This is a genomic window from Nitrospirillum iridis (assembly GCF_014205765.1).
Classification (GTDB): domain Bacteria; phylum Pseudomonadota; class Alphaproteobacteria; order Azospirillales; family Azospirillaceae; genus Nitrospirillum; species Nitrospirillum iridis.
This window is the reverse complement of sequence record NZ_JACIIZ010000004.1, coordinates 213,116-238,674: the sequence shown is the minus strand read 5'-3', so window position 1 is coordinate 238,674 and position 25,559 is coordinate 213,116. Positions and strand designations below refer to the sequence as shown.

The 25,559-nt window shown below is 65.9% G+C and carries 18 protein-coding genes; 12 read left to right on the top strand and 6 right to left on the bottom strand.

Features of this window, described 5'->3' with window-relative positions:
* The first annotated feature begins 16 nt into the window (after nt 1-16).
* On the top strand, nt 17-1,297 hold the full coding sequence (locus FHS74_RS08545; RefSeq protein WP_281384628.1) for a DUF3422 domain-containing protein: 1,281 nt from the start codon (nt 17-19) through the stop codon (nt 1,295-1,297).
* Nucleotides 1,298-1,300: 3 nt separating this feature from the next.
* On the opposite strand, the gene FHS74_RS08540 is transcribed toward FHS74_RS08545, so the two are convergent.
* Nucleotides 1,301-1,645, bottom strand: coding sequence for a hypothetical protein (locus FHS74_RS08540; RefSeq protein ID WP_184799452.1), 345 nt, complete (start codon nt 1,643-1,645; stop codon nt 1,301-1,303).
* A gap of 172 nt (nt 1,646-1,817) precedes the next feature.
* Nucleotides 1,818-2,882 (bottom strand): alcohol dehydrogenase catalytic domain-containing protein, encoded by a 1,065-nt coding sequence (locus tag FHS74_RS08535; RefSeq protein ID WP_184799450.1) that lies wholly within the window; start codon nt 2,880-2,882, stop codon nt 1,818-1,820.
* A gap of 317 nt (nt 2,883-3,199) precedes the next feature.
* On the opposite strand from FHS74_RS08535, the gene FHS74_RS08530 reads away from it, so the two are divergent.
* Nucleotides 3,200-3,976 carry a sulfotransferase domain-containing protein gene (locus FHS74_RS08530; RefSeq protein ID WP_184799448.1) on the top strand — a complete coding sequence of 259 codons (777 nt, stop codon included), beginning with the start codon at nt 3,200-3,202 and terminating at the stop codon, nt 3,974-3,976.
* On the opposite strand, the gene FHS74_RS08525 is transcribed toward FHS74_RS08530, so the two are convergent.
* Nucleotides 3,973-4,377, bottom strand: coding sequence for a spore germination protein GerW family protein (locus FHS74_RS08525; protein WP_184799446.1), 405 nt, complete (start codon nt 4,375-4,377; stop codon nt 3,973-3,975). The two genes, FHS74_RS08530 and FHS74_RS08525, sit on opposite strands and share 4 nt — an antisense overlap.
* Before the next feature lie 190 nt (nt 4,378-4,567).
* On the opposite strand from FHS74_RS08525, the gene FHS74_RS08520 reads away from it, so the two are divergent.
* The 10 genes from FHS74_RS08520 (at nt 4,568) to FHS74_RS08475 (ending at nt 20,603) form a co-directional block, all read left to right on the top strand.
* Nucleotides 4,568-6,553: a CocE/NonD family hydrolase gene (locus FHS74_RS08520; RefSeq protein ID WP_246463006.1), complete on the top strand. Its 1,986-nt coding sequence runs from the start codon at nt 4,568-4,570 to the stop codon at nt 6,551-6,553.
* Nucleotides 6,554-6,724: 171 nt separating this feature from the next.
* A complete protein-coding gene (locus FHS74_RS08515) occupies nt 6,725-11,095 on the top strand; it encodes a CHASE domain-containing protein (protein WP_184799444.1) in 4,371 nt (1,456 codons plus the stop codon).
* A gap of 374 nt (nt 11,096-11,469) precedes the next feature.
* Complete coding sequence (gene cysD, locus FHS74_RS08510) at nt 11,470-12,363, top strand: sulfate adenylyltransferase subunit CysD (RefSeq protein ID WP_246463023.1); 894 nt, start codon at nt 11,470-11,472, stop codon at nt 12,361-12,363.
* Nucleotides 12,363-14,297, top strand: a complete 1,935-nt coding sequence (gene cysN, locus FHS74_RS08505; protein ID WP_184799439.1) for a sulfate adenylyltransferase subunit CysN — start codon at nt 12,363-12,365, stop codon at nt 14,295-14,297. The genes cysD and cysN overlap by 1 nt, the downstream gene beginning before the upstream one ends.
* Nucleotides 14,298-14,513: 216 nt before the next feature.
* On the top strand, nt 14,514-15,569 hold the full coding sequence (locus tag FHS74_RS08500) for an efflux RND transporter periplasmic adaptor subunit (protein ID WP_343066890.1): 1,056 nt from the start codon (nt 14,514-14,516) through the stop codon (nt 15,567-15,569).
* Nucleotides 15,570-15,629: 60 nt separating this feature from the next.
* The gene (locus FHS74_RS08495; RefSeq protein ID WP_184799435.1) at nt 15,630-16,325 is read left to right on the top strand and encodes an ABC transporter ATP-binding protein; all 696 of its coding nucleotides are present in this window, start codon (nt 15,630-15,632) and stop codon (nt 16,323-16,325) included.
* Entirely contained in the window at nt 16,322-17,485 is a 1,164-nt protein-coding gene (locus FHS74_RS08490) for an ABC transporter permease (RefSeq protein ID WP_184799433.1), read from the top strand. The genes FHS74_RS08495 and FHS74_RS08490 overlap by 4 nt, the downstream gene beginning before the upstream one ends.
* A gap of 28 nt (nt 17,486-17,513) precedes the next feature.
* A complete protein-coding gene (locus tag FHS74_RS08485; RefSeq protein ID WP_184799431.1) occupies nt 17,514-18,731 on the top strand; it encodes an ABC transporter permease in 1,218 nt (405 codons plus the stop codon).
* 323 nt (nt 18,732-19,054) lie between these two features.
* A complete protein-coding gene (gene flaF / locus FHS74_RS08480; protein WP_184799429.1) occupies nt 19,055-19,651 on the top strand; it encodes a flagellar biosynthesis regulator FlaF in 597 nt (198 codons plus the stop codon).
* Nucleotides 19,652-19,865: 214 nt separating this feature from the next.
* Nucleotides 19,866-20,603: a hypothetical protein gene (locus FHS74_RS08475; protein WP_184799427.1), complete on the top strand. Its 738-nt coding sequence runs from the start codon at nt 19,866-19,868 to the stop codon at nt 20,601-20,603.
* Nucleotides 20,604-20,813: 210 nt separating this feature from the next.
* Here the strand turns inward: FHS74_RS08475 and FHS74_RS08470 are convergent, their stop codons facing one another.
* The 3 genes from FHS74_RS08470 to FHS74_RS08460 form a co-directional block, all read right to left on the bottom strand.
* The gene (locus FHS74_RS08470) at nt 20,814-21,149 is read right to left on the bottom strand and encodes an L-rhamnose mutarotase (RefSeq protein WP_246463005.1); all 336 of its coding nucleotides are present in this window, start codon (nt 21,147-21,149) and stop codon (nt 20,814-20,816) included.
* Nucleotides 21,150-21,263: 114 nt separating this feature from the next.
* Nucleotides 21,264-23,597 (bottom strand): GH92 family glycosyl hydrolase, encoded by a 2,334-nt coding sequence (locus FHS74_RS08465; protein WP_184799423.1) that lies wholly within the window; start codon nt 23,595-23,597, stop codon nt 21,264-21,266.
* Between the two features lie 52 nt (nt 23,598-23,649).
* Nucleotides 23,650-25,494 carry a glycoside hydrolase family 35 protein gene (locus FHS74_RS08460; protein WP_184799421.1) on the bottom strand — a complete coding sequence of 615 codons (1,845 nt, stop codon included), beginning with the start codon at nt 25,492-25,494 and terminating at the stop codon, nt 23,650-23,652.
* Nucleotides 25,495-25,559 lie beyond the last annotated feature (65 nt).

Below are 25,559 nucleotides of genomic sequence, written 5' to 3'. Positions count from 1 at the left end.
TTGGGGGCGGGGCATCATGGGCATCGGGGCGGATCACCCATTGCGGAGCGTGTTGATGCAGGAGTTGCACTCCCGCATGGCCATGCCCCTGCGGGCCCCGGCGGAGATTTTCCATGTGACCTTCCTCTGCACCCCGGTGGAGGGGACCGCCTGCGCCGGGCGCCTGCTGACCGCACTGGCCGCCCTACCCTCTCCCGAGGCGGAGGCGCCACGCTATGGCGTCATCGAAACCGCCATCGCCGGCCGGGCCGCGCAGGTGAAGTGGGAACACCACACCGAATTCCTCAGCACCAGCGTGGCGGTCAGCGGCGAGGCCGGCGCCGACACGCGCCCGGCGGTGGAAGCTCTACTGGATGAAGTGTTCAGCCCCTTGGGCCCCCGCCGCCTGGCCGCCGTTCATATCCAGGTGGAACAGGCGGATGGTCTGCCCGCCCCCCGGACCCTGACGGCGCGCTTTCCCACCGGCAGTTGCGCTGGTGCCGTGGTCAATGGCGGCGAGGCGCTGGTGGCGTTGGATTTCCACATCGATGACGACGGGTACAGCCGCGCCCTGATCCAGAATTGGGGCCTGACCGAGGACAGGCTGGGCCGGCTGGTGCAGCGCATCCTGGAAATCGAGACCTATCGCGCCGCCGCCTTCCTCGCCTTCCCCCAGGCGCGGGAGACCATGGCCGTGCTGACTGAGATGGAACGCCGGTTGGAGGGTACGGTCAGCCGCATCCGCGACAGCAAGACCGCCGCCGAGGACCGCGCCATCCTGGACAGCCTGACCGACCTGGCCGTCGACCTCGGCCACCTGGTGACCCGCAACCGCTGGCGCTTCGGCGCCAGCCTGGCCTATGGCGAGATCGTCAGCGAGCGGCTGGAGGAACTGCGGGAGGAGCGCATCCCCGGCCTGCAGCGGGTGGGCCTGTTCCTGAAACGGCGGCTGCGCCCCGGCATCCGCACGGTGGAGGCCGCCGATCGCCTGCAGGGCGAACTGGCGGCCGGCATGGAACGCGCCCAGGCCAGCCTGCGCACCCGGGTGGACGTTGGCCTCTCCAGCCAAAGCGCCACCCTGCTGACCTCACTGGACCGTAATTCCCGCATGCATGTCCGGATCCAGGAGGCGGTGGAGGCCCTGTCCATCGTCGGCATCACCTATTATTTGGTGTCCCTGGTGGAAAAGGTGATGCACGGCCTACCGGAAACGGAGGGATGGCCCTCCACCAGCCGCATCGTGGCCATCGCCGTGCCGGTGTGCGCCGGCGTCGTCGCCGTCGCCGCCCGCTGGCTGCGGCGTAACATGCCGCACTGAGCGTTACTGGGGCGGCGCGTAGCAGGCGACGATATCCGGGCAGTTCACCGCCTTGGGCCCGGCGACGGTGCCGGTGTTCAGGGATTCGTTTCTGCTCAAGGCATCGCCCCGCGAAATGGGTGGCAGCTCCGGCGGACCGAACAGCGCCTTCAGCCGAGCGTATTCCGCATCGTGGTACGCCTTCTCCTCCTCCGGTGACGGCAGCACGCGCGGGGTGATGATGATGTCGCGCGGCAGTTGGTCTGTCTTCAAGGCTGGCGCCGCGGCGGGGCCGGCGGCCGGGCTGTCGGTGGACTGGGCCCAGGCCCCGGATGACAGGAGGGCGGCCACGCCGGCAAGGATAAGCATACCAGGACGCATGACGTCACCGCTTCAAGCCCGAGGGATGGCCCCAAGCGTAGTCCGCGTCGGGATGGCCGGCAACCAGACCGCGACGCGAGCGGCTTAAATTCAATTTCACAAAACGAAACGGGCGGCAAGGTCGCCCCTGCCGCCCGTCCGAATCATCCTGCGGGATAGCTCAGAACGCCGCTTCGGCGCCCTTCAACGAGGCCATATCGATAACGAAACGGTAGCGGACGTCGCTGGCGACGACGCGCTCATACGCCTCGTTCACCTGCTGGATGGCGATGGTCTCGATATCGCTGGTGATGTTGTGCTGGCCGCAGAAATCCAGCATCTCCTGCGTTTCCTGGATGCCGCCGATCAGGGAACCGGCCAGGCTGCGACGCCCCATGATCAGCGAGAAGGCGCCGACGGGCACCTGCTCCTCCGGCACGCCCACCACCACCAGGGCGCCGTCGACCTTCAACAGGCCCAGGTAGGCGTTCCAATCGAGGGGTGCCGACACCGTATTGATGATCAGATCGAAAGTGCCGCGCAGCTTCTTGAAGGTCTCCGCGTCGGAGGTCGCGTGGAAATGGTCGGCACCCAGGCGCAGGCCGTCGTCCCGCTTGCGCAGCGACTGGCTCAGCACCGTGACCTCGGCACCCATGGCATGGGCCAGCTTCACGCCCATATGGCCCAGGCCGCCCATGCCGACGATGGCCACCTTCTTGCCCGGCCCCGCCTTCCAATGGGACAGGGGAGAATAGAGGGTGATGCCGGCGCACAGCAGCGGGGCGGCGGCGTCCAGGGGCAGGTTATCCGGAATGCGCAGGACGTAGTTCTCGTCCACCACGATGGCGCCGGAATAGCCGCCCTGGCTCAAGGTCTTGCCGTCCCGCTCCAGGGCGTTGTAGGTGCCGGTCATCCCCTGGACGCAGAACTGCTCCAGCCCTTGACGGCAATACTCACACTGCCGGCAGCTGTCGACGAAGCAGCCGACGCCGACCTTGTCACCCACCTTGTATTTGGTGACCGCTGATCCCACCGCCGTGACGATGCCGGCGATCTCGTGCCCCGGCACCATGGGGAATACGCTGCCGCCCCATTCGTCGCGCGCCTGGTGCACGTCGGAATGGCAGATGCCGCAGTACTGGATGTCGATGACCACATCGTGGTCACGGGGGTCACGGCGCTCGAACGTGAACGGCGCCAGCGCTTCCTTGGCCTTATAGGCCGCATATCCCAAGGTCTTGATCACGTCAGCCCCTCTCTCAGATGGCTAGATTTCGCTGACATGACTTCCCGGTGTCCCCCCCGGGTGCGGGCGACATCATCCGCCCCCTCGAAGCCATGCCCGCCCGACATAGGAAGTCGAGTGACTTAGTTCAACCCCCATTTACGCGAAGACGTCTTTCCGCGAAGACGTCGAAAAGGCGTCGCACCGCCCCTCTCTGCCGAATTGGCTAGACCACTCCGCCCTTCCGACGATGGGAGTGCGACAAATTATCCGCTAGCAATCGTACAAATCATTTGGGCCAAGCCCAGTTAACTATAACAGGGATTCCAGTTATTGCAATGCTGCAAGAAAATGAAAGCGCGGCCGACATTAATAACAGCAGTGCCATTATTTGCGTCGGCATGCCGGGCAGCGCCTCGACCTGGTCCTTCAACGTGGTGCGCCAGTTGCTGGCGCACACGCACGGCGACGATGGTTTCAAGTCCGACTATCGCAACGACCTGAACCACTATGTCGAAATCGGGGAAAGGGCCAAGGTTCCCCTGGTGCTGAAAACGCATCACCCGGACAGCATGACCCAAGTGCGCATCGCGCACGAAGACATCCCGACCGTCATCACCCTGCGCGATCCGCGCGACTGCGTCGCCTCGCTGATGCAGCGCTTCGGCATGCCGTTCAACGAGGCCTTCGCTTATGTCCTGCGCAGTGTGCGGCGGGTTCAGCCCTGCGTGGCCCAGGGCCGGCGCACCCTGGTCTTCCGCTATGAAGACGGCTTCCACGATCAGATGGAGTCCGTGGCCCGGATCGCCGACCTGATCGGAGCGCGGGCGCCCGATGACGTGCTGCGGAGCATCCATAAGGGCCTGCTGACCGGCACGGTCAAACGCAAGCTGGCGGATATGGAGCAAGGCGGCCGCTTTGTGGAAAACGCCGGCACCGACACCCTTCCCAACCTCTACGACCCTGTCACCCACTGGCACAAGACGCACATCGGCGACGGCATGGTGGGCAAGTACAAGACCCTGCCAGAGCGGGCGCAGACCCTGATGGACAATGCCTTCTGGTCCTTCCTGGCCACCTACTACCCCCTGGTGCCGGACACCGGAGCGCCTTAAGCGTCGGCGGGAACCACCGCCGTGACCGAGGTCTTGGCTGGCGGCACGTCATCCTGCGGCAGGCGGGGACCGCGCATCTTGGTCACCATGTCGGTCACATGCTCCGCCGCCGCCCGAGTGGCCTCCGGCGAGATGGGATGGAAGGTCACCTTGCCGTCCTGCACCACCAGCACGGCGCAGGGGATGACCCCACCCCCACCACCGCCGCCCACAGCCTCCCCCCACACGCTGCCGCCGTAGACCCCCACGCCGAAGGTGGTGATGTTGACGGGGACGATCAGGCCACCCGGAATTTCCACCGGCGTGCCCAAGACCCCCTTGCCCAGGATGGCCTCGAACTCGGTCAGCAGATCCTGGGTCAGCGCCTTGGTCGGGTCGGTAATGAAGGGGTTGATCAGCATGGAACGCGCCTCCTTGTTGCGGCGCAACAATATCATGGCGCGCATCGGCGTTAAATAGTTCTACCTGAGGAATTAAAATACCGCCCTGTAACACTTCCGTTACCGAAGGCTGTTTGACCCGCCGGCCTACCCCGGTATCGTCATGCCCGCCCGGAATGTGGGCGGGATATCGGATAAAAAGGGGCAAGTCATGGCGTGGTTGGTGAAGGGGTCCCCGGTGGGCGGATGGGCGCGCGCCGGGGCTGGGTTGGGGCTGAGCCTGCTGCTGGCAGGCACGGCAGTCACCCAAGGGGCATGGGCGCAAGCGGCGCCACAGGCGGCCATGACGCCGTACATGCAGCCAGACATTCCAGCCAAGCTCGACCGCACCATCGAGGGTGCGGACTACATCAAGCGCGATGTCATGATCGCCATGCGCGATGGGGTGAAACTGCACACCGTCATCGTCATCCCCAAAGGCGCCAGCAACGCGCCCATGATGCTGACCCGCACCCCCTACAACGCCAGCAGGCGGGCCGAGCGGGACGTCAGCCCGTCCATGCTGTCCACCCTGCAGATGGGGGATGAGAGCTTCGTCCAGGAAGGCTACATCCGCGTCTTCCAGGATGTCCGGGGCAAATACGGGTCGGAAGGCGACTATGTCATGACCCGCCCTCTGCACGGCCCCTTGAACGACACCCCAGTGGACCATTCCACCGACGCCTATGACACCATCGATTGGCTGGTGAAGAACGTTGCGGAAAGCAATGGCAAGGTCGGCATGATCGGGTCGTCCTATGAAGGGTTCACGGTGCTGATGGCCCTGGTCAATCCCCACCCGGCGCTGAAGGCCGCCGTACCCATCAACCCCATGGTCGATGGCTGGAAGGGCGATGACTGGTTCCATAACGGCGCCTTCCGTCAAAGCAACTTCGACTACATCCAGCATCAGACCTCCGTGCGCGGCCAGGGCGACGATTTCGCCCACGGCACCCGCGACGACTACGAGGCCTTCCTGCGCGCCGGTTCCGCCGCCGATTTCGCCCACAAGCACGGCCTCGATCAGTTGCCGTTCTGGCGCAAGCTGTCGGAACACCCGGCCTATGACTCCTATTGGCGGAATCAGGCGGTGGACACGATCCTCGCCGCCCGCACGCCCACGGTGCCCACCATGATCGTGGCCAGCCTGTGGGACCAGGAGGACATATACGGCGCCGTTCACACCTATCAGGCGATCGAGCCCAAGGACGTGCGCAACGACCTGAATTATCTGGTGCTGGGTCCGTGGCGGCACAGCGGCGTGAACTATGACGGCAGCACCTTGGGCCCGCTGAAGTTCAATGGCGACACCGCGCTGAACTTCCGGCGCGACACCATGCTGCCCTTCCTGAACGAGCACCTGAAGGATGGCGCGCCCAAGGCCGACACCCCGCCGGTCCTGGCGTACGAGACCGGCACCAATGTCTGGCGACGTCTGCAGGCCTGGCCGATCTCCTGCCCGACGGGCTGCGCCGCCACGCCCCAACCGCTGTACCTCCAGGCCAACAGCGGCCTGGGCTTCACCGCCCCAGGCAAGGGCGGCACAGCCTATGATGAATATGTCTCGGATCCGGCGAAACCGGTGCCCTACATCCGGCGGCCGATCCGTTTCAATGATGGCGACACGTGGAAGCCCTGGCTGGTGACCGACCAGCGCGCCGTGGCGGACCGCACCGACGCGCTGGTCTACACCAGCGAGGTCCTGACCGCGCCGCTGAAGATCAGTGGCGAACCGGTGGTCAATCTTTACGCGTCCACCTCCGGCACCGACAGCGACTGGGTGGTCAAGCTGATCGACGTCTACCCCGACGAGGTGCCGTCGCAGCCCGAGATGGGCGGCTATCAATTGGCTGTCGGCATGGACATCTTCCGCGGCCGCTACCGCGACAGCCTGGAACACCCGACCGCCATCCCGGCCGACAAGGTGCAGCGCTACCGTTTCGCCCTGCCCAACGCCAACCATGTCTTCCTGCCCGGCCACCGCATCATGGTGCAGGTCCAGTCCAGCTGGTTCCCGCTCTATGACCGCAACCCGCAGACCTTCGTCGACAATATCTTCCTGGCCAAGCCCGGCGACTATCACAAGGCGACCCAGCGCGTCTTCCACCAGGGCGCGCAGGCCAGCTTCATCGACCTGCCGGTGGTGCCGGCGAACTGACACCGCCCGCCCTGAAGGCGGCCTTCCCCGCAGAGTAAGGCCGGGCGCCCGCCGCCCGGCCGCTCTTTTACAACCAATTGCACCGCTTCTATCGCCCGCCCCGTCCCGCTAGACTTGGTGCTCAAAGGGCGGCGCCCAAATGGCCGCACGTTCCAAGCAACAGGCGGCGACATGCGTCCATCCCCGGGGCACGCCCTGGCGACCACGGTGAAGATACTGGCCCTGGCCGTGCTGTACCTGGCCACGGCCCGGCTGGGGCTGGCGCTGGCCAGCCTCAGCGACAGTGCCAGCCCGGTTTGGCCAGCATCGGGCCTGGCGGTGGCGGGGCTGCTGATATTCGGCCGGGAAACCTGGCCTTTCGTCTTTCTGGGCGCCTTCGTCGCCAACGCCCTGACACCAGAGGTTGGCTTGCCGGCGGCGGCCTCCATCGCCCTGGGCAACACCGGTGAGGCGCTGCTGGGCGCGATGCTGTTCGCCCGTATCGACGGCATCGACAAGGAACGCCTGCAGGTCTCGCGCGCCGCGGCCCATGGCCTCGCCGCCATCGTCGCCCCGGTATGCAGCGCCACGGTGGGCATCTCCACCCTGCTGGTCGCCGGCAACCTGACCTGGGACGTGAACCTGGGGGCCATCTGGGTCACCTGGTGGACGGGCGACGCCCTGGGCATCCTGATCGTCAACGCCCTGCTGGTGGCCCTGCGGGAGGTCAAGCCCGCCGACTACCATCCGGCGCGCCTGTGGGCCTCCCTGTTCAGTGGCCTGCTGCCCGTGTTGGGCCTGAGCGCCGCGGCGCTTATCCTGGCCTTCCTGCCGGCCGCCCATTCCCTCTTGGGTCCGGCATCCGCGCTGGGAATCTTCCTTCTCTACCCGGCCATTCTGCTGACCGCCCGCCGCTATGGCCCGGCGGCGGCCCAGCTGGTGGTGGTGCTCACCGCCGCGGTCTTCGTCGTCGCCACCGCGGCGGGCGTCGGCCCCTTCATCGATGCCGGCCTGAACCAGAGTCTGCTGAACATGCAGGCGATGCTGGCCACCTTCGCCCTGACAGCCATCGTTTTCTCCGACATCCCGCGACAGTCGGCACATTTGGGTTCCATGGTCTTCCTGGTCGGTTGCCTGGTGGCCACGGGCGTCTTCCTGGACAGGACGGACATCGCCCGGTCCCGCGATGAAGCCCACCTGAACAAGATCGTCGACACCGCCATGGGCCGCATCCATGAACGCCTGCTGGTCTATTCCAACGCGCTGGAGGCGGGGGCCGCCCTTTATGCCACCGGCTTGCCCGTGGGCCGCCGTGAATGGCAGGCCTTCGCCGAAACGATCAACGTCGACGGCCGCTACCCCGGAATCAACGGCATTGGCGTCATCTATCCCGTCGCCGCCGACGGGCTGGAGGCCTTTCTGCGCAAGGTCCGGGCCGACGGCGCCCCCAACTTCACGCTTCGCGCCGCCTCCCACGAGCCCATCCTCGACGATTTCGCCGACGCTCTGGAATACGACGTCATCACCTATATCGAGCCGGCGGACATCAACGCCGCCGCCCAAGGCCTGAACATCGCGACGGAGGCCAACCGGCGGGAGGCCGCCCGCCGCGCCCGCGACACGGGCCAGCCAGCCATGACCAAACGCATCACCCTGGTGCAGGACACCCAGCGGCGGGCGGGCTTTCTCTATTTCATTCCCGTCTATGTCCCCGGTCTCCCCTTGGACACCGTGGCGCAACGGCGCCAGGCCCTGCGGTGCTGGATCTACGCCCCCTTCATCTCCGAAGTCTTCTTCCGCGAGGCGTTGCGCGGCATGGTGGATGAGGTTGACGTCGCCGTTTACGACGGCGGCGAGGTGAAACCCGACGCCTTGCTGTACCGCAAGACCTCCGCCGCCAGCCTTGGCAGCCGTCTCGCCACGCGCCTGGGGCTGAAGCCAGACCGCCATGACCAGACCAGCCGCATTGATGAGGGCGGCCACGCCTTGACCCTGGCCTGGACACGAAGCCCCACTTTCGCCTCGGCCGGTCAGGCGGGGGCGGCCCTGGCGGCCGCCAGCCTGTCCTTCATCGCCCTCATGCTGGCCGCGCTGACCGCCAATCTGCATCTGGTGAGCGCCCGCGCCACCGCGATCGCCGAGGGCATGACGCGGGAGTTGAGCGCCATCAACGCCAAACTGCTGGCCACCAGCAACCGCCTGACCTTGGCGACGCGGGCCGGCGGTATCGGCGTCTGGGAACTGGACCTGCTCACCAACGAGTTGGTCTGGGATGCCCGCATGTTCCAATTGTACGATGTGGACCCCAATATTCCGGGGCCTCTGCCCCTCGCCGTATGGCAATCGCGCTGCCATCCCGACGATCTGGGCCGCATGCAGGCGGAGGTGCAGGCCGCCATCCGTGGTGAAACCCCACTGGACACGGAATTCCGTATCCGTCTGCCGGGTGGCGCGGTCCGACACGTCAAAACCAACGCTCTGGTGGAACGGGACGGGAGCGGGCAAGCGCTCAAGATCGTGGGCGTGAACTGGGATGTGACGGCGGCACGGGAAAGCGCGCAGGCGCTGACGGCCGAAAAGCGCCGGGCGGAGGAGGCCAACCGCGCCAAGAACGACTTTCTGGCCAATATGAGTCATGAGGTCCGCACCCCCATGAACGGGGTGGTCGGCATGGTGCAACTGCTGCTGGACACCCCCAACCTCAGCGCCGAACAGCGGGGCTACGCCGAAACCATCCGTGACAGTGCCGACGCCCTGTTGGGCGTCATCAATGACATCCTGGACATCTCCAAGCTTGAGGCCGGCAAGATCGATCTTGAGAACCTTTCCTTCGATCTGGGTGAGTTGGTGGAGGGTGTGGCGGCCATCCTGGCCCCCCGTGCCCGCGACAAGGGCATCGAACTGGGTGTCCTGGTGGTGGAGGAGGCGCGGCGCCATTGGCATGGCGACCCCACCCGCTTGCGCCAGGTCCTGCTGAACCTTGCTGGCAACGCCGTGAAGTTCACCGACCGCGGCTGGGTCAGCATCATCGTCACCTGCATGGCCGGCAACACGCCGGGCACCCACCGTCTCCGCTTCACGGTGCAGGACACGGGCATCGGCCTTAGCGAGGATCAGGTGCGTCGCCTGTTCGTGAAATTCACCCAGGCGGACGCCAGCGTCACCCGCCGCTTTGGTGGAACCGGTCTGGGCCTGGCCATCTGCAAGCAGTTGGTGGAGCTGATGGATGGGGATATCGGTGTGGAGAGCGCGCCGGGCCAGGGCTCCGTCTTCTGGTTCGAGCTGCCCCTGGCGCCGGCGGAACCGGCGACGGCCCCCTTGCCCTCGCTGGAAAGCGTGCGCGGCCGCCACGCCCTGGTGGTGGACGATCTGGCCATGAACCGCCTGATTCTGACCCACAACCTGGGCTTCGACCTGGGACTCCGTGTTGATGAGGCCTCAGACGGGGAAACGGCGCTGGAGCGGCTGTGGTCGGCGGCGGACGGACCCGATCCTTATGACATCCTGCTGATCGACAACCGCATGCCGGGCCTGAGCGGCCCCGAGGTGGTGACCCGCATCCGCGCCGACGCCCGCTTCCAGAACCTGCGCATCATACTGGTCAGTTCCGTCGAGCCCGAAGATGGGTCGGAGGGGATACGCTACGACGCCCTGTTGCCGAAGCCGGTGCGGCGCCTTTCCCTGAATGAGGCGGTGGCCAGGGCTTTCGGCTGCTTGATGCCACCCTGCGCGGCGAAAACGGCCGAACCGGACGCGGTACCGGACGGCCAAGGCCGCCGGGTGCTGGTGGTTGAGGACAACCCCACTAACCAAGCCGTCGCCGCGCTGATGCTGCGCAAGGCCGGTTACACCGTCGCCGTGGTGGAAGACGGTGCCCAGGCCGTCGCGGCCTGCGCCCACGATCGTTACGACATCATCCTGATGGATGTGCAGATGCCGGTGATGGATGGTGTGGAAGCCACCCGCCGCATCCGGGCGGCTGAGACCGCCGATGGGCGCGGACGCACCCCCATCCTGGCCATGACCGCCAACGCCATGGCCGGGATGAGCGCGGACTATACCGCCGCCGGCATGGATGATTGCGTCTACAAGCCCTTCCGCCAGCAGCAAATGCTGCAGGCGGTATATCGGTGGTCGGCCGGCCAGGGGACTGCGCCGAGTCTTCCAGTCGAAGCGACCGCGGCCATGACCATAGACCCCACCCTGCCGCTGCTGGAGGACACGGTGCTGGCCCGTTTGAAGCCCCTGGCCGGCCCTCCCGCCTTCCAGAGCCTGATCCGCGACTTCATCGATGGCGGCAGCAGCCGGGTCGACATCGTCAGCCGGCTGGCGACGCAGACCGGCGACTTGGACCTTGGGGCGCTGGGCCGCCAGGCGCATGACCTGATTTCCACTGCCGGAAACTGTGGATTAAGACAGTTGGAGAATGCCGCACGCCAGCTGCAGGCCGCCTGCGAGGCCGGCGACACGCATCGCGCGCGGTCGCTTGGCCGCCTGATCAGCACCATCGGAGCCCAGTCCTGGGAGGCGCTGGGCCAGCGCTTCCTGGAACCAGCGGATTGATAGGGTCAAACGGGGGCGCATTCCCGCCCTCATCGGGAAACCACATGTCGCTAAATGTTATTTATTGCCATCAACAGCAGGCGATTTTCGCCACCACAGGAATTCCATAATCGCAATGCCAACTGTAAAAGTTTCCTTTATACGTTTCTTGAATGCGTATTGAGGAACCTCCCGACAGCCGGGGGAACATTTGGCGTGCCACCGCAGGCGTACTAAGCTGGTGGCCGTATAAAGGTGGACAGGCGTTGAATCCCATGCCTTTGCATGACGGAAGAGCGATTGACGTGAAAGACGCGGCAGTGCTGGACAGCATCCTTAAGCCCCCCTCTTCCCCCCTTCCGGCCGCGCTCGCAGGCGCACTTCCATCCCACCGGTTGACCCATCTGCAGCGCCTGGAAGCGGAAAGCATCCACATCCTGCGCGAAGTGGTGGCGGAGACGCAAAACCCGGTGATGATGTACTCCATCGGCAAGGACAGCGCCGTGATGCTGCACCTGGCGATGAAGGCGTTCTATCCGGCGAAGCCCCCCTTTCCGCTGCTGCATGTGGACACCACCTGGAAGTTCCGGGAGATGATCGCCTTCCGCGACCAGCGCGCGGCCGATCTGGGGCTTGATCTGCTGGTCCACACCAACCCTGAGGGCCTGGCCCGGGGCATCGGCCCCTTCACCCACGGCTCCGCCGTGCATACCCAGGTGATGAAGACCGAGGCCTTGAAGCAGGCGTTGGACCGCTACGGCTTCGACGCCGCCTTTGGAGGCGCCCGCCGGGACGAGGAGAAGAGCCGCGCCAAGGAACGCATCTTCAGCTTCCGCACGGACCAGCACCGCTGGGATCCGAAGAACCAGCGCCCGGAACTCTGGCAGCTGTACAACGCCCGCAAGAACAAGGGCGAAAGCATCCGCGTCTTCCCCCTGTCCAACTGGACCGAGTTGGATATCTGGGAATATATCTACGTCGAAAACATTCCCATCGTGCCGCTGTATTTCGCCGCCGACCGTCCGGTGGTGGAGCGTGACGGCGCCCTGATCATGGTGGATGACGACCGCATGCCCCTGAAGCCGGGTGAGGTGCCGCAGCAGCGCCGCGTCCGCTTCCGGACACTGGGCTGCTACCCCCTGACCGGCGCCATCGACAGCGACGCCGACAGCCTGCCCGCCATCATCCGCGAGATGCTGCTGGCCCGGACGTCGGAGCGGCAGGGCCGCGTCATCGACCGTGACGGCGGCGCCTCGATGGAACAGAAGAAGCAGGAAGGGTATTTCTGATGGCCCCCGATACCTTGCCCAGCACCGGAGAGGCAGGCGTGTCCGAGATCGAGCGTTATCTGGCCGCACAACAGTCCAAGAGCCTGCTGCGTTTCATCACCTGCGGCAGCGTCGACGATGGCAAGAGCACCCTGATCGGTCGCCTGCTTTACGACAGCAAGATGCTGTTCGAGGATCAGCTGTCGGCGCTAGAGGCCGACAGCCGCAAGGTCGGCACGCAGGGCGGCGATCTCGATTTCGCGCTGCTGGTCGACGGCCTGTCGGCGGAGCGTGAGCAGGGCATCACGATTGATGTCGCCTATCGCTTCTTCAACACCGACCAGCGCAAGTTCATCGTGGCCGACACGCCGGGCCATGAGCAATACACCCGTAACATGGTCACCGGCGCCTCCACCGCCGACCTTGCCATCATCCTGATCGACGCCCGCAAGGGCGTGCTGCCCCAGACGCGGCGCCACAGCTTCCTGGTCTCCCTGCTGGGCATCCGCAAGATCGTTCTGGCGGTCAACAAGATGGACCTGATGGGCTATGACCAGGCCGTCTTCGAGCGGGTGGTCGCCGAATACCGCGCCTTCGCCCGTCAACTGGATCTGACCGACATCCAGGCGATTCCCTTGTCCGCCCTTAAAGGCGACAACGTCACCACCCTCACCGGCGCCATGCCCTGGTACCAGGGCCCGACCCTGATCGGCCATCTGGAAACGGTGGCGGTCACCGACCTCCGCGCCAACGACCCCTTCCGCCTGCCGGTTCAATGGGTCAACCGTCCCAACCTGGACTTCCGGGGGTATGCCGGCACCATCGCCGCCGGCACCGTGCGACCGGGCGACCGCATCCGCGTCCTGCCCTCCGGCCAGGAAAGCCGGGTGGCCCGCATCGTCACCCATGACGGCGATCTGGACGTGGCCGCCGCTGGCCAGTCCGTCACCCTGACCCTGACGGATGAGATCGACATCAGCCGCGGCGATATCATCTCCGCCCTGGATGGGGCCGCCGAGGTGGCTGACCAGATGGAGGCGACGCTGGTGTGGATGTCGGAGGCGCCGCTGCTGCCGGGCCGCCCTTACATCCTGAAGGTGGGCGCCAAGTCGGTTCCGGCGACGGTGGCGACGCTGAAGCACAAGATCAACGTCAACACCCTGGAGCAGCTGGCGACCAAGACCCTGAGCCTGAACGAGGTGGGCCTGGCGACACTCAGCCTGGACCAGCCCGTCGCCTTCGACGTCTATCGCCACAACCGGGATACCGGCGGCTTCATCCTCATCGACCGCCTGACCAACGAGACGGTGGCCGCCGGCCTCATCCGATCCGCCATCGTGCGCACCGTGCCGTGGCAGATCCTGGACGTGGACAAGCGCGCCCGCTCGCAGATGAAGGGCCAGCGTCCGCGCGTGCTGTGGTTCACCGGCCTGTCCGGTGCGGGCAAGTCCACCATCGCCAATCTGGTGGAAAAGAAGCTGCACGCCCACGGCCGCCACACCATGCTGCTGGATGGTGACAATGTCCGCCAGGGCCTGAACCGCAACCTGGGCTTCACCGACGCCGACCGGGTCGAAAACGTCCGGCGGGTGGCGGAAGTCTCGAAGCTGATGGTGGACGCGGGCCTGATCGTGCTGGTCTCCTTCATCTCCCCCTACCGGGCGGAGCGGCGCATGGCGCGCGAGCTGCTGGGCCCGGGGGAGTTTCTGGAGGTGTTCGTGGATACGCCCCTGTCGGTCGCCGAGGGGCGCGACGTGAAGGGCCTGTACGCCAAGGCGCGCGCCGGCAAGCTGCCGAACTTCACCGGCATCGACAGCCCCTATGAGCCGCCGGAATCCCCGGACGTGCGCATCGACACCCAGGCCATGACCGCCGAGCAGGCGGCCAACCACATTTTCACCCTGCTGTCACGTTTCGACGAGGACGCCGATCTGGTGGATGGCGCCGCCATCTGATTGCGACGCCCAACACCGTTAAACGAGGGGCCGGCCGGAGCGATCCGCCGGCCCTTCGCCTTTTCGCCTTCCAATTGGTCCACCTTCCAAATGGCCCCCACCGACATACGCCAGGTGGCCCTGTCGCCCGCCGCCTTCCAGATCAACCATTTGTGGTGCGACCCTAGGTGGTAAGCGCTATGATGGCCGTGAAACATGTGCCAGTCGGGGGGCCAGGTGCAGCGGGACAAAGCGGAACTTTTGCGGTCCATCGCCATTGATCGGGCGGCGGTGCCGGTGAGCAGCGGCGGCGGGGGACGTGGCTTGGCGCTGGGCCTGGGGGCCGGCGTCGCGGTGGTGGCGATCGCCGCCGCCGTGGCCTGGTCGACCGGCCTGTTCAACCGCCCAGGCGGCGGTGACCCGCCTCAGGCAGCGGCGACACCGGCGCTGGCGGCGTCCACCGGCTTGACCCAACCGGTATCGGCGTCCCCGGTGGCGCAGGTGCGGGGTGGCAGCCTCATCGCCTCGGGCTATGTCGTCGCCCGGCGCGTCGCCACTGTTTCCGCCGACATCACCGGCCGCGTGCAGGAGGTGATGGTCCAGGAGGGTATGCTGGTCCAGAAGGGTCAGGTGCTGGCCACCCTGGACGATGTGCTGGCGCGCAACGATCTGGATCTGGCGCGTGCCCGCCAGGCGTCGGCGGAGGCCGCCGTCGTCGCCAACCAAGCCGATCTGGTCGACGCGGAAAAGACGCTGGAGCGCACCCGCGCGCTGACCGGCAACCACTTTTCCAGCGAAGCGGACCTGATCAAGGCCGATAGCCGCGCGGCCTCGTTGCGGGCGCAATTGGTGAAATCCAAGGCTGACGTCAACGCCGCGCGGGTCACCGTCGCCTATGACACCGAGATGGTGAATCGCCACCTGGTGCGGGCACCCTTCACCGGTGTGGTCACGGAAAAGAACGCCCAGCCGGGCGAGATCATCTCCCCCCTGTCCTCGGGCGGCTTCACCCGTACCGGCGTCTGTACGCTGGTGGACATGGACAGCCTGGAATTCGAGGTGGAGGTCAACGAAGCCAACATCGCGAGGGTGCGCCCCGGCCAAAAGGTTGAGGCGACGCTGGACGCCTATCCGGACTGGAAGGTGCCAGCCTCCGTCCTGGCCATCATCCCCACCGCCAGCCGGGAGAAGGCCACCATCAAGGTGCGCGTGGCCATCGCGGCCAAGGACCCGCGAATCCTGCCCAACATGGCGGCCAAGGTGACCTTCCTCGATGACCAAAAGGGCGGCTGACCACGCCGCCTCGCCTGATCCCCATCCAGTCCCACACCACCAAACCGGGAGCCTGAGGCCATGACGGGCCAGACGCTGATCCATCTGCAGGATGTTTCCAAACGGTTCGTGAAGGGCAAGGACACCATCACCATCTTCGACCATCTGGGCCTGACCATCCCCGTCGGCGACTTCGTCGCGGTGATGGGTCCCAGCGGGTCCGGCAAGACCACTCTGCTGAACCTGCTGGGCGGCATCGATCAGCCGACGGAGGGCGCCATCACCTTCGACGGCGCCCGGGTCGACACCCTGACGGAGGGGCAATTGGCCCGCTGGCGGGCCCACAACGTCGGCTTCATCTTCCAGTTCTACAACCTGATGCCCACCCTGTCGGCGGCGCGCAACGTGGAACTGCCCCTGCTGCTGACCTCCTTCGGCCGGGCGGAGCGCCGCCGGCGGGTGGAGGCCGCCCTGAGCCTGGTGGGACTGGCGGAACGTGCCAGCCACTATCCGCGGGAAATGTCGGGCGGCCAACAGCAGCGCGTGGCCATCGCCCGCGCCCTGATCTCCGACCCCAAGCTGCTGCTGTGCGACGAACCGACCGGCGACCTGGACCGCGCCACGGCGGATGAGATCCTGGCCATGCTGCAACTGCTGAACCGGGAAATGGGCAAGACCATCGTCATGGTCACCCATGACCCCGAGGCCGCCAAGTATGCCCGGCGCACCCTGCACCTGGACAAGGGGCGCTTCACCGAACGGGATCTGGTGGCATGAGCGACCTCTACCTGCTCTGGCGCAACCTGTTCCGCCGCAAGCTGCGCACCTTCCTGATGATGCTGGCCATCTTCGTGGCCTTCGTCATCTACGGCGTCCTGGGCAGCATCAACTACGCCTTTGAGCACGGCGTGGATTCGGTGGCCGACAACCGGCTGGTGGTGACCAACAAGATCACCTTCATCCAGCCCATGCCCTTCGCCTACGTCAACAAGATCGCGGCGGTGAAGGGCGTGAAGAACGTCACCTACGCCAGTTGGTTCGGTGGCTATTACCAGGATCCACGCAATCAGATCGGCACCTACGCCGTCGATCCGGAAAGCTATATGCGGGTTTACCGGGATGACCTGCGCATCGATCCCGAGGCGCACGACACCTTCATCCATGACCGCACCACCATGCTGGTGGGCGAGGCCGTGGCGAAGAAGTATGGCTGGAAGGCCGGCGACCGCATCCCCCTCAATTCCAACATCTTCACCAACAAGGCGGACGGCAGCCACACCTGGGAACTCACCGTGGCCGGCATCGCCTACGCCGCCAAGGAGGCGTCCAACACCAACTTCATCCTGTTCCAGCATGAGAACTTCAACGAGAGCAAAACCTTCGGCAAGGACACCGTGGGCTGGATCACGCTGGAAACGGACAGCGCGACGGTGAACGACAAGGTGGCGGCGGCCATCGATGACCTGTTCGCCAATTCGACCGCCGAAACCAACACGCAGTCGGAGAAAGCCTTCGGCAAGGCCTTCCTGGCGCAGTTGGGCAACATCGCCCTGATCATCACCCTGGTGGTGGGCGCCGCCTTCGCCACCATCCTGATGATCGTCGGCAACACCATGGTGATGGCGGTGCGGGAACGCACCAAGGAGATCGCGGTGCTCAAGACCCTGGGCTTCCCCTCCTGGCGCATCTGGCGCCAGGTGCTGGGCGAATCCGTCCTGCTCGCCTTGCTGGGTGGCGTGCCCGGACTGGCAGTGGCCGCCCTTCTCGTGACGTTGCTGGCGAAAGGCGTGTCCGGGGCCATTCCCGGCCTGGCGCTGACCCTGCCGGTGACGGCCCTGGGCGTCGGCTTCATGGTGCTGCTGGGGCTGATCACCGGCTTCGTGCCGGCCTGGACCGCGCTACGCCTGAACATCGTCACCGCCCTCGGCCGCTTGTGACCGACCGCCTCTGAAGGGAAAGACCGTCATGCGCGTGTTCAACGAGATCGCGGTGGTCACCGTCATCTGCATCAAGAGCATCCCGCAACGCTTCTGGGCGTCGCTGTCCACCGTGGTGGCGGTGGGCCTGGTGGTTACCGTGCTGCTGGCCTTCCTGGCCATGGCGGCCGGTTTTCAGCAGACCCTGCGCGGCACGGGGGCCAAGGACATGGCCATCCTGATGCGCGCGGGCGCGCAGGCGGAACTCAACAGCGGCGTCAGCCGCGACCAGGCCCGCCTGATCGAGGAGGCGCCCGGCGTCCTCAAGGGGCCGGACGGCAAGCCCCTGGTTTCGCCAGAATTGTACGTTATCGTCGACGCCGTGAAGAAGTCCGCGCTGCCGGACGACGGCAACATGAAGAAGGCGCCCAAATCCAACGTCACGCTCCGCGGCCTCGGGCCCGCCGGCATCGCCGTCCGCCCGGGGCTGAAGATCGTGGAAGGGCGTCGGTTCACCCCCGGCACCAACGAACTGATGGTGGGCCGCGCGCTGCAAAAGGACTTCGTGGGCATGAACCTGGGCGATACCGTCAAGCTGGGCAACGCCAGCTGGGTGGTGGTCGGCGTGTTCGAGTTGGATGGCAGTGTCTTTGAGTCGGAATTGTGGGCCGACACGCCGGTGGTCCAGGACCTGTTCCACCGCCAGAACGTCTTCCAATCCATCCGCGCGCGCCTTACCAGCCCCGATGCCCTGCTGGCGTTGAAGGATTATGCCGCCAACGACCCGCAGCTAAAACTGGATGTCACGACGGAGGCGGACTACTACGCCCAACAGGCCAGCCGCACGTCGGACCTGATTCAAAAGCTCGGTTGGCCCCTGGCCATCGCCATGGCGTTCGGCGCCTTGGCCGGCGCGCTGAACACCATGTACAGCTCGGTGGCCGCCCGGGCGCAGGAAATCGCCACCTTGCGCTGCATCGGCTTCAGCGGCACATCATCCTTTCTCGGCACCCTGGCGGAAAGCCTGGTGCTGTCACTGGCGGGCGGCATCCTGGGCGCGCTGGTCACCTGGGCGGCGTTCGACGGCCTGACGGCCTCGACCCTGTCCGGCACCACGTTCTCGCAAATCGTCTTCACCTTCCGCCTGACACCGGCCGTGGCCTTGCAGGGTGTCATCCTGGCACTGATCGTCGGTTTCGTCGGTGGCTTCTTTCCCGCCTGGCGGGCCGCCCGGATACCGATCGTGGAAGCCTACGGCACCCCCTGACCCCTTCCCGCCCAAACGGACAGGTCCCCATCAGGGAATAAACCAGTTCAGGGTATTTTTACCTTTATGCCCTAAACAGGTGCGACGATGGTTGGGACCGGCGGCGACCACACGGGTATGCACCGGCCTTTCCCCCGGCACGTTGCCGGGTTGCTGGCCCCAAGTGAGTATGAAATACTGACAAGGGTGCTACCCTAGGCATACGCCTCCCGCGTCCCGCCTGCTTCCGGGCGGGGCGGGGGAACGCCTAGGGGGTTGGACCACCCTTCGGGGTGGTTGGGAAGGACAAGGTCCGGCAGGTCCAGGGTGCTTGAGCCACGGACATGCCGGTGAAGGTGGAGGGTGGTAACGGCGCCGTTGCGGTGCCCGCCACCCGCAAACGAGTTAGCCAGGGATCACGTGATCTGATGAAGCCTTCGGCCGGATATTCCAACCGTCCCGCGTCGGACAACCCCCGCGATGTCGAGGCCTGGGGCCTTACCGAGGCCGCGCGGCGCCTGCTGCAGGCGCAGCAAACCCCCAACGACCCGGAGCCAATGCGCCAGGCGCTGTCGCTGAACCAGCGCCTCTGGACCATCTTCCAGTCATCGATGGCGGAACCTGACTGTCCCCTGCCCAAGGACTTACGCGAAAAAATCCTGGTGCTGTCCTTGATCGTCGATCGCCAGACCTTCGAGCGGCTGGGCGACCTGGACGCAACCAAGCTGGACTCGCTCATCGACATTAATCGCAACATCGCGGCCGGCCTGTCCCAGCGTCCCAGCGACGCGACCAACGCGGCCGCCCCGGCGATGCCGGTCGGCGCCCCCCGCCCGCCGGGCATGGCGCAGCCGACCGGCGCGGCGCCAGCGGCGCCCCGACCCGGTATGGCCCCGGGAATGGCGGCAGGTGGGGTAGGCAAGTTCAACATATCGATCTAAACGGAGGACGGCGCCAAAGCGGGCGGTAAAAATTCACCCCCCATTGAGGCGACGGTAAATATCTTGCATTTTATGTTTCTATCTTTCAGACTGTTGCAAGGTAGTTCGTCATAAATCCGACTTGGCGGTCGCGCTTGGTCCAGTTTGGTTTAACGGCCCAACGGCCTCGTTCCGCCCTTGGCGCTAAGGGCATCATCAGCAGGGAACCTTTCCCGTGAGCAACGTAGCCACCACCGCCGTATCAACGACAGCGACCGCTGCCTCCAACGCGTCGGTGTTCGCGCAGTTGGCGCAGATCCAGGCCCAATTGCAGGCGCAGAATGACGCGCTGAACACCCAAGGGTCGGCCCAGACCTCCAGCGCGGTGGGGACCGTTCAGAATTTCACCAAGTCGACCGCGAAATCCGTCTACAACACCGTCGCGTCCGCCACCGACATCGGCACGGTGACCAAGGGACAGACCCGCGTGAACGCTTTCGGCAGCCTGGCCGCTGGCGACCAGGCGGACTATCTGAGTTTCAAGCTGAGCCGGAAAAGCGCCATCAATCTCGGCCTGTTGGACCAAGGGAAAACCCGTCTGCAGGTGATGAACAAGACCGGTACCGTCCTGGCGGACAGCGACAGCAAGTCCGGCAAGGCCTACGACGCGTTCACCAGCATGATCAACGGCCAGACGACGCTGGATGCCGGGACCTATGTGCTGAAGGTATCGCGCGCCACCGGAACCAAGCTGACGGAAAAGGTCAACTATGGCGTCCAGGTCGCCGCTGGCGACTATTCCAAGGACTACACCACCACTGTTACCGCCGCCAGCACCAGCGCCAGCATCTCCCCCAACGCCGCCGCCATCTCCAACGCCCTGAGCGACCAGCTGACGACGATGAAAAACTGGACCATCGGCCAAACGGGCACCCAGAAGCTGATGGGCAGCATGATCAACTTGTTCGCCTGAACGGCACGCGTCGTTACCGAGGAGGCATTCGGGCCGCTCCTGCCGTTGATGACGTCGACGATGTGATGGCTCGCGCCCATGATACGGAATACGGGCTGGCCGTGTCGATTTGGAGCAAGGACATCGGTACGGCTTAGAAGCTATAGCCAACAGCGTTTAATCGAAACCACAGCCGGCTATAGCTGAGTCTGTCCGTGAAGCTCTAAGCCATCAGCCCTCCGGTTGCGCCGACAGACTGAAAATTCGGTCCGCCGGCACCCATTTCTCCCCCTGACGCGCCCAGGGCAGCGGACGCTGGAACGTGTCCATCAGCGCCTCCCAGGCCTGCACATCAGGGTCTGCGGCGTCGGCGGCGGCTTTCCCGGCGGGATCGTAGGCGTCCGTCACCTCGATAATCATGGCCAACCGGTCGCCACAGAGATGGATTTCCATCTCCGTAATGCCGGCCTGACGGATGGCGCGGATCACCGCCGGCGGCACATTTCCCGGCGCATGCCATTGGCGGTATCGCTCGATCAGCGCGGGATCCGACTTCAGATCCAGCATCAGGACATGGCGGTTCATCGCTATCCTCCCCCGTGAATTTCCCGCGCGCACGGGCCATTCATGCGCGCGGGCGGCCGTTTCCGCAGCCGTGATTTATGCCCTGTCCCCCTTTTCCTAAAAACCCCCGGCGGCCCCAAGGGGCGTGAAGGAGGGGGGCCGGTCGGCAGCGGCGGCACCGAAAAGGGGATCGGGCTTCGGGCCCATATGGAAGGTCAGCCGCCCCCCCATGGCCAGGCTGGCGTGACTGATCCAGCTTTTGGTGTGGGCGGCCCCATTCCAGGTGACCGACTGGATATAGGGGCTGTCGGGGCCATTGCCCGGCGCCTCGATCACCAGACGCCGGCCGGCGCCCACCGCCACCTCCGCCCGCTGGAACAGCGGCGCGCCGAAAACATAGAGGGGGGTGACCGGATCGACAGCGTACAGGCCCAGCGCGCTCATCAGGTACCAGGCGCTCATCTGGCCGCAATCCTCATTGCCGGCCAAGCCATCCGGCTGGTCCTGGTGCATGGTCCGCAGCAGCATGCGCACCCGGGCCTGGGTCTTATGATGCGCCCCGGTATAGGCGTAGAGATAGGCGACATGGTGGCTGGGCTCGTTGCCATGGGCGTACTGCCCCACCAGGCCGGCGATGTCGGGCGGGGCATCCGCCGGCATTTCCGAACTGGTGGTGAACAGCTCGTCCAGCTTGCGCTCGAACGCCTCGGGCCCGCCGAACAGGGCCATGTAGCCGTAAAGATCGTGCTGGTTGAGGAAAGTGGCCTGCCAGGCGTTGGTCTCGGTGAAATCCCGCCACTTCTTCATATGACCCATGGCGCGGGGATCGAACGGCTCGATCCACTTGCCGGCGCCATCGCGGGCACGCACGAAGCCCAGGTCGCGGTCAAAGACGTTGCGGTAGTTGCGCGACCGTTCCACCAGCGCGCGGGCGTCATCCTTGGCGCCAGCGCCCGCCGCCAAGTGGGCCATGGCCCAATCGTCATAGGCATATTCCAGGGTCTTGCTGACCGCCTCATCCACCGTGTCGCTGGGGATGTAGCCCAGGCGCCGGTACTCGCCCATGCCCAGGACCGTATCCTCGAACGCCCGCTTGCGGAAGACGGGCCAGGCGGCCTTGTAGTCGATGCCCTTGAAGCCCTTGGCCTGGGCCTCCGCCAGCACCACGGCCGAGTGCCAGCCGATCATGCAGCCGGTCTCCCGCCCCTGCAGCGGCCAAACCGGGGGGCCGGCCGGGCTTTCCACCGCCATGCGCACCAGGCTGTCCACCAGATCGGGCACCCGCTCCGGCTGCGCCAGGGTGAACAGCGGGTGCAGGGCGCGGTAGGTGTCCCACAGCGAGTAGGTCGAGTAGGTCTGGCGCCCGGCCGGCATCTGATGGATCGCGTCATCCATGCCGCGATAGCGCCCATCCACGTCGCTGAACAGCGTCGGGGCCACGAAGGAATGATACAGGGCGGTGTAGAAGATGCGACGGTCGGCGGCGCTGTCAGCCTCGATGCGCACGCGCGACAGTTCCGCCTGCCAGGCGTCGCGCGCCGCGCCCCTCACCCGGTCGAAATCCCAGCCGGGGATGTCGGCCTGCAGGTTGCGCAGCGCGCCGTCGATGTCCACCGCCGACAGGCCGACCTTGACCAGCAAGGGCGCCTTGTCCGCGTCGGGGTAATGCAGGGCGCATTTCAGCACCGTGCCGGCCACCTGGTTCCCCGCCACCGGCTGGTCATCGGAATAGAGCTGCGCCCGGGTGTAGGGGCGGGACAGCTTCAGGGCGAAATAGATATGGCGGCCATCGGCCCACTGGTGCACGCGCCGGCCGCCCACCAGGGTATCGTCACCGACCAGGCGCAAGGTGGCGTCGGTCACCCGGGTGGGCACCCCAGGCTTGTCCTGCATGCCGTGATGGAAATCGATCAGCAGGTGGGCGTCGTCCCCGCCCTTGGGGAAGTCATAACGGTGCAGGCCCGCCCGCGCCGTGGCCGTCAGCTCGGCCACGATGCCGCTGTCCTTCAGGCGCACGCGGTAGTAGCCGGGCGACGCCTGCTGGTCGGCATGATCGAACCGGGCGCGATAGCCACCCTCCGGCTTTTCCAGGCTACCCGGCTGCAGCACCACGGGGCCCACCCTGGGCACCACCAGCACGTCCAGCAGGTCGCCCACCCCGGTGCCGCTGAGATGGGTATGGGAGAAGCCCATCAGGGTACGGTCGTCGTCATGATAGCCGGAACAGGAATCCCAACGGCCATTGTCCGTATCGGGGCTGACCTGCACCATGCCGAAGGGGACGGTGGCGCCAGGGTAGGTGTGGCCATGCCCGCCGGTGCCGATGAAGGGATCGACCCAACGGGTCAGGTCCTCCCCCTCCGTTGCCCGGGCCAGCCCCATGGGCACCCCGCTTCCGCCCAGCAGCGCCAGGCCGGCGGTCCCCCCCAGCAGCGTCCGACGTGTCAACATGATGCTCTCCTTCCCCATCCGCGCCACGGCTCATGGCCGCGGGCACCGGCATTCATTCCTTGACCTGCCCGGGCAGGTCCCAAATCTGCGCGCGACCGCCGGCCATGCTTCCTTCCGTGGCCGGATGAAGGTCGAAGACGACGACCTCATTGGTCCCGATCTTCAGGAAGCTCTCGGGCACGAACAGGCTGCGCTGCGGCCCGACCGACCAGTGGCGGCCCAGGTTGTGGCCGTTGACCCAGGCATAGCCCTTGCCCCAGCCGCGCATGTCGAGGAACGTGTACCCCGCCTCCGTCACCTCGAAGGTGCCGCGATGGAAGGCGGGGCCGTCGCCCGCTCCCGCCTGGAAGGTCAGGCCGGTCAGATCGTCCAGGGGCAGACCCTGATGGCTCCAGCCCGTCACCGGCTGGCCGTCCAGCGTCACCCCGCCCATCAGGCCCTTCTGGTCCATGCCGATGCGCTCGCCATAATTGACGTGCCCCATGGTGTCGACCAGCACCTCCAGCCAATCACCGGCCTGGGCGGAAATGTCGATTTCGCGCTGCTTCAGCCGCCGGTCGAACACGCCGACACGGCGCCCGTTGACCGACACGACGGCGTAGTCGCGGACCTCACCCACCCGCAGCGTCCCCTTGGCCGCCTTGGCGAAGCGGTGGCGATAGCGCATCAGGCCATGGCTTTGGCCCAGGGATTCCAGCGTGCGGGGGGCAGATGCCTCAACCGCCTTGCCCCACAGCGGCGTCGGCGCCGCCGTCTCCGTGAGACGGAAACGCGGCACCTCCAGGGCCTTGCGGGGCTCGGGCAGCGGCGCGAAGCGTTCTGGCGGCAGGTACCGCTTCAACAGATCCAGCACCGCGTCGTACTTCGGCGTCGGCCGCCCGGCCTCGTCCAGCAAGGCGTCGTAGTCATAGCTGGAAATGTCGGGCTGATAGGTCTGGGTCTTGCGGTCGAAATTGGCGCCGGCGTCGAAGCCGAAGGACGTGCCGCCATGCGCCATGTAGAAGCTGATGGAGATGTGGTTGTCGAGCATCCATTTCAGGCTGTCGAGCAGCGGCGGCACCGGCATCGAGGAATGCACCTCGCCGAAATGATCGAACCAGCCGCCCCAGAGTTCGGTGCAGATGCGCGGACCGGTGGGCTTGAACGCGGCGTAGCGCTTGAACTCCTCCTCCGCCTTGTCGGTGGTGCCGAAATTGATGCCGTTGATCAGCGACGGCAACGCACCCTTCTCGATGACCGAGGCGCCATCGACCGTGTAAAGCGGCCCATCGAAGCCCGCCGCCCGGATCTGGTCGCGCACGGCCTCCATATAGGCGCGGTCCTGACCGAAGGAGCCGTACTCATTCTCCACCTGGGTCATGAGTATGGGGCCGCCCTTGTCGACCTCCAGGTGTGCCACCTCCTGGCCCAGGCGCTTCAACCACCGGCCCGACAGGGACATGTAGGTGGGGTCCAGCGTCCGCGCCTTCACCGTCTCATCCGGGAAAACCCAGGCCGGCAGAGCACCGCCATCCCATTCGGCGCAGGCATAGGGGCCGGCGCGCAGGAAGACATGCAGGCCCTCTTCCTGCGCCAGGGACACCCAGGCCGCCAAATCCAGGTTGCCGGTGAAGTCATAGTGACCCGGGGCTTTTTCGTGGGCGTTCCAGAAGACGTAGGTGCTGAGCGTGTTCAGGCCCAGGCTTTTCAGTTTGCGCAAGCGGTCGCGCCAGTCGGCGCGGGCGATGCGGGGATAGTGAAGCTCCCCCGCCAGAAGCCATAGCGGCTGACCGTCGAGCAGGAACTGGTCACCCTGGACGGTGAAACGGCCACCGGCGGCACGCGCGGCCGACGCTGGCAGCGCCGCCCCCAGGGCGAGACCGGCGGCACCGGCCATGAAGGTTCTGCGGGGGATCATGGGATTTCCACCTCATCAATGGCGCGGGGCGCGTAAGGGCGGGGGTGAAGGCCCCGCCCCCCTCA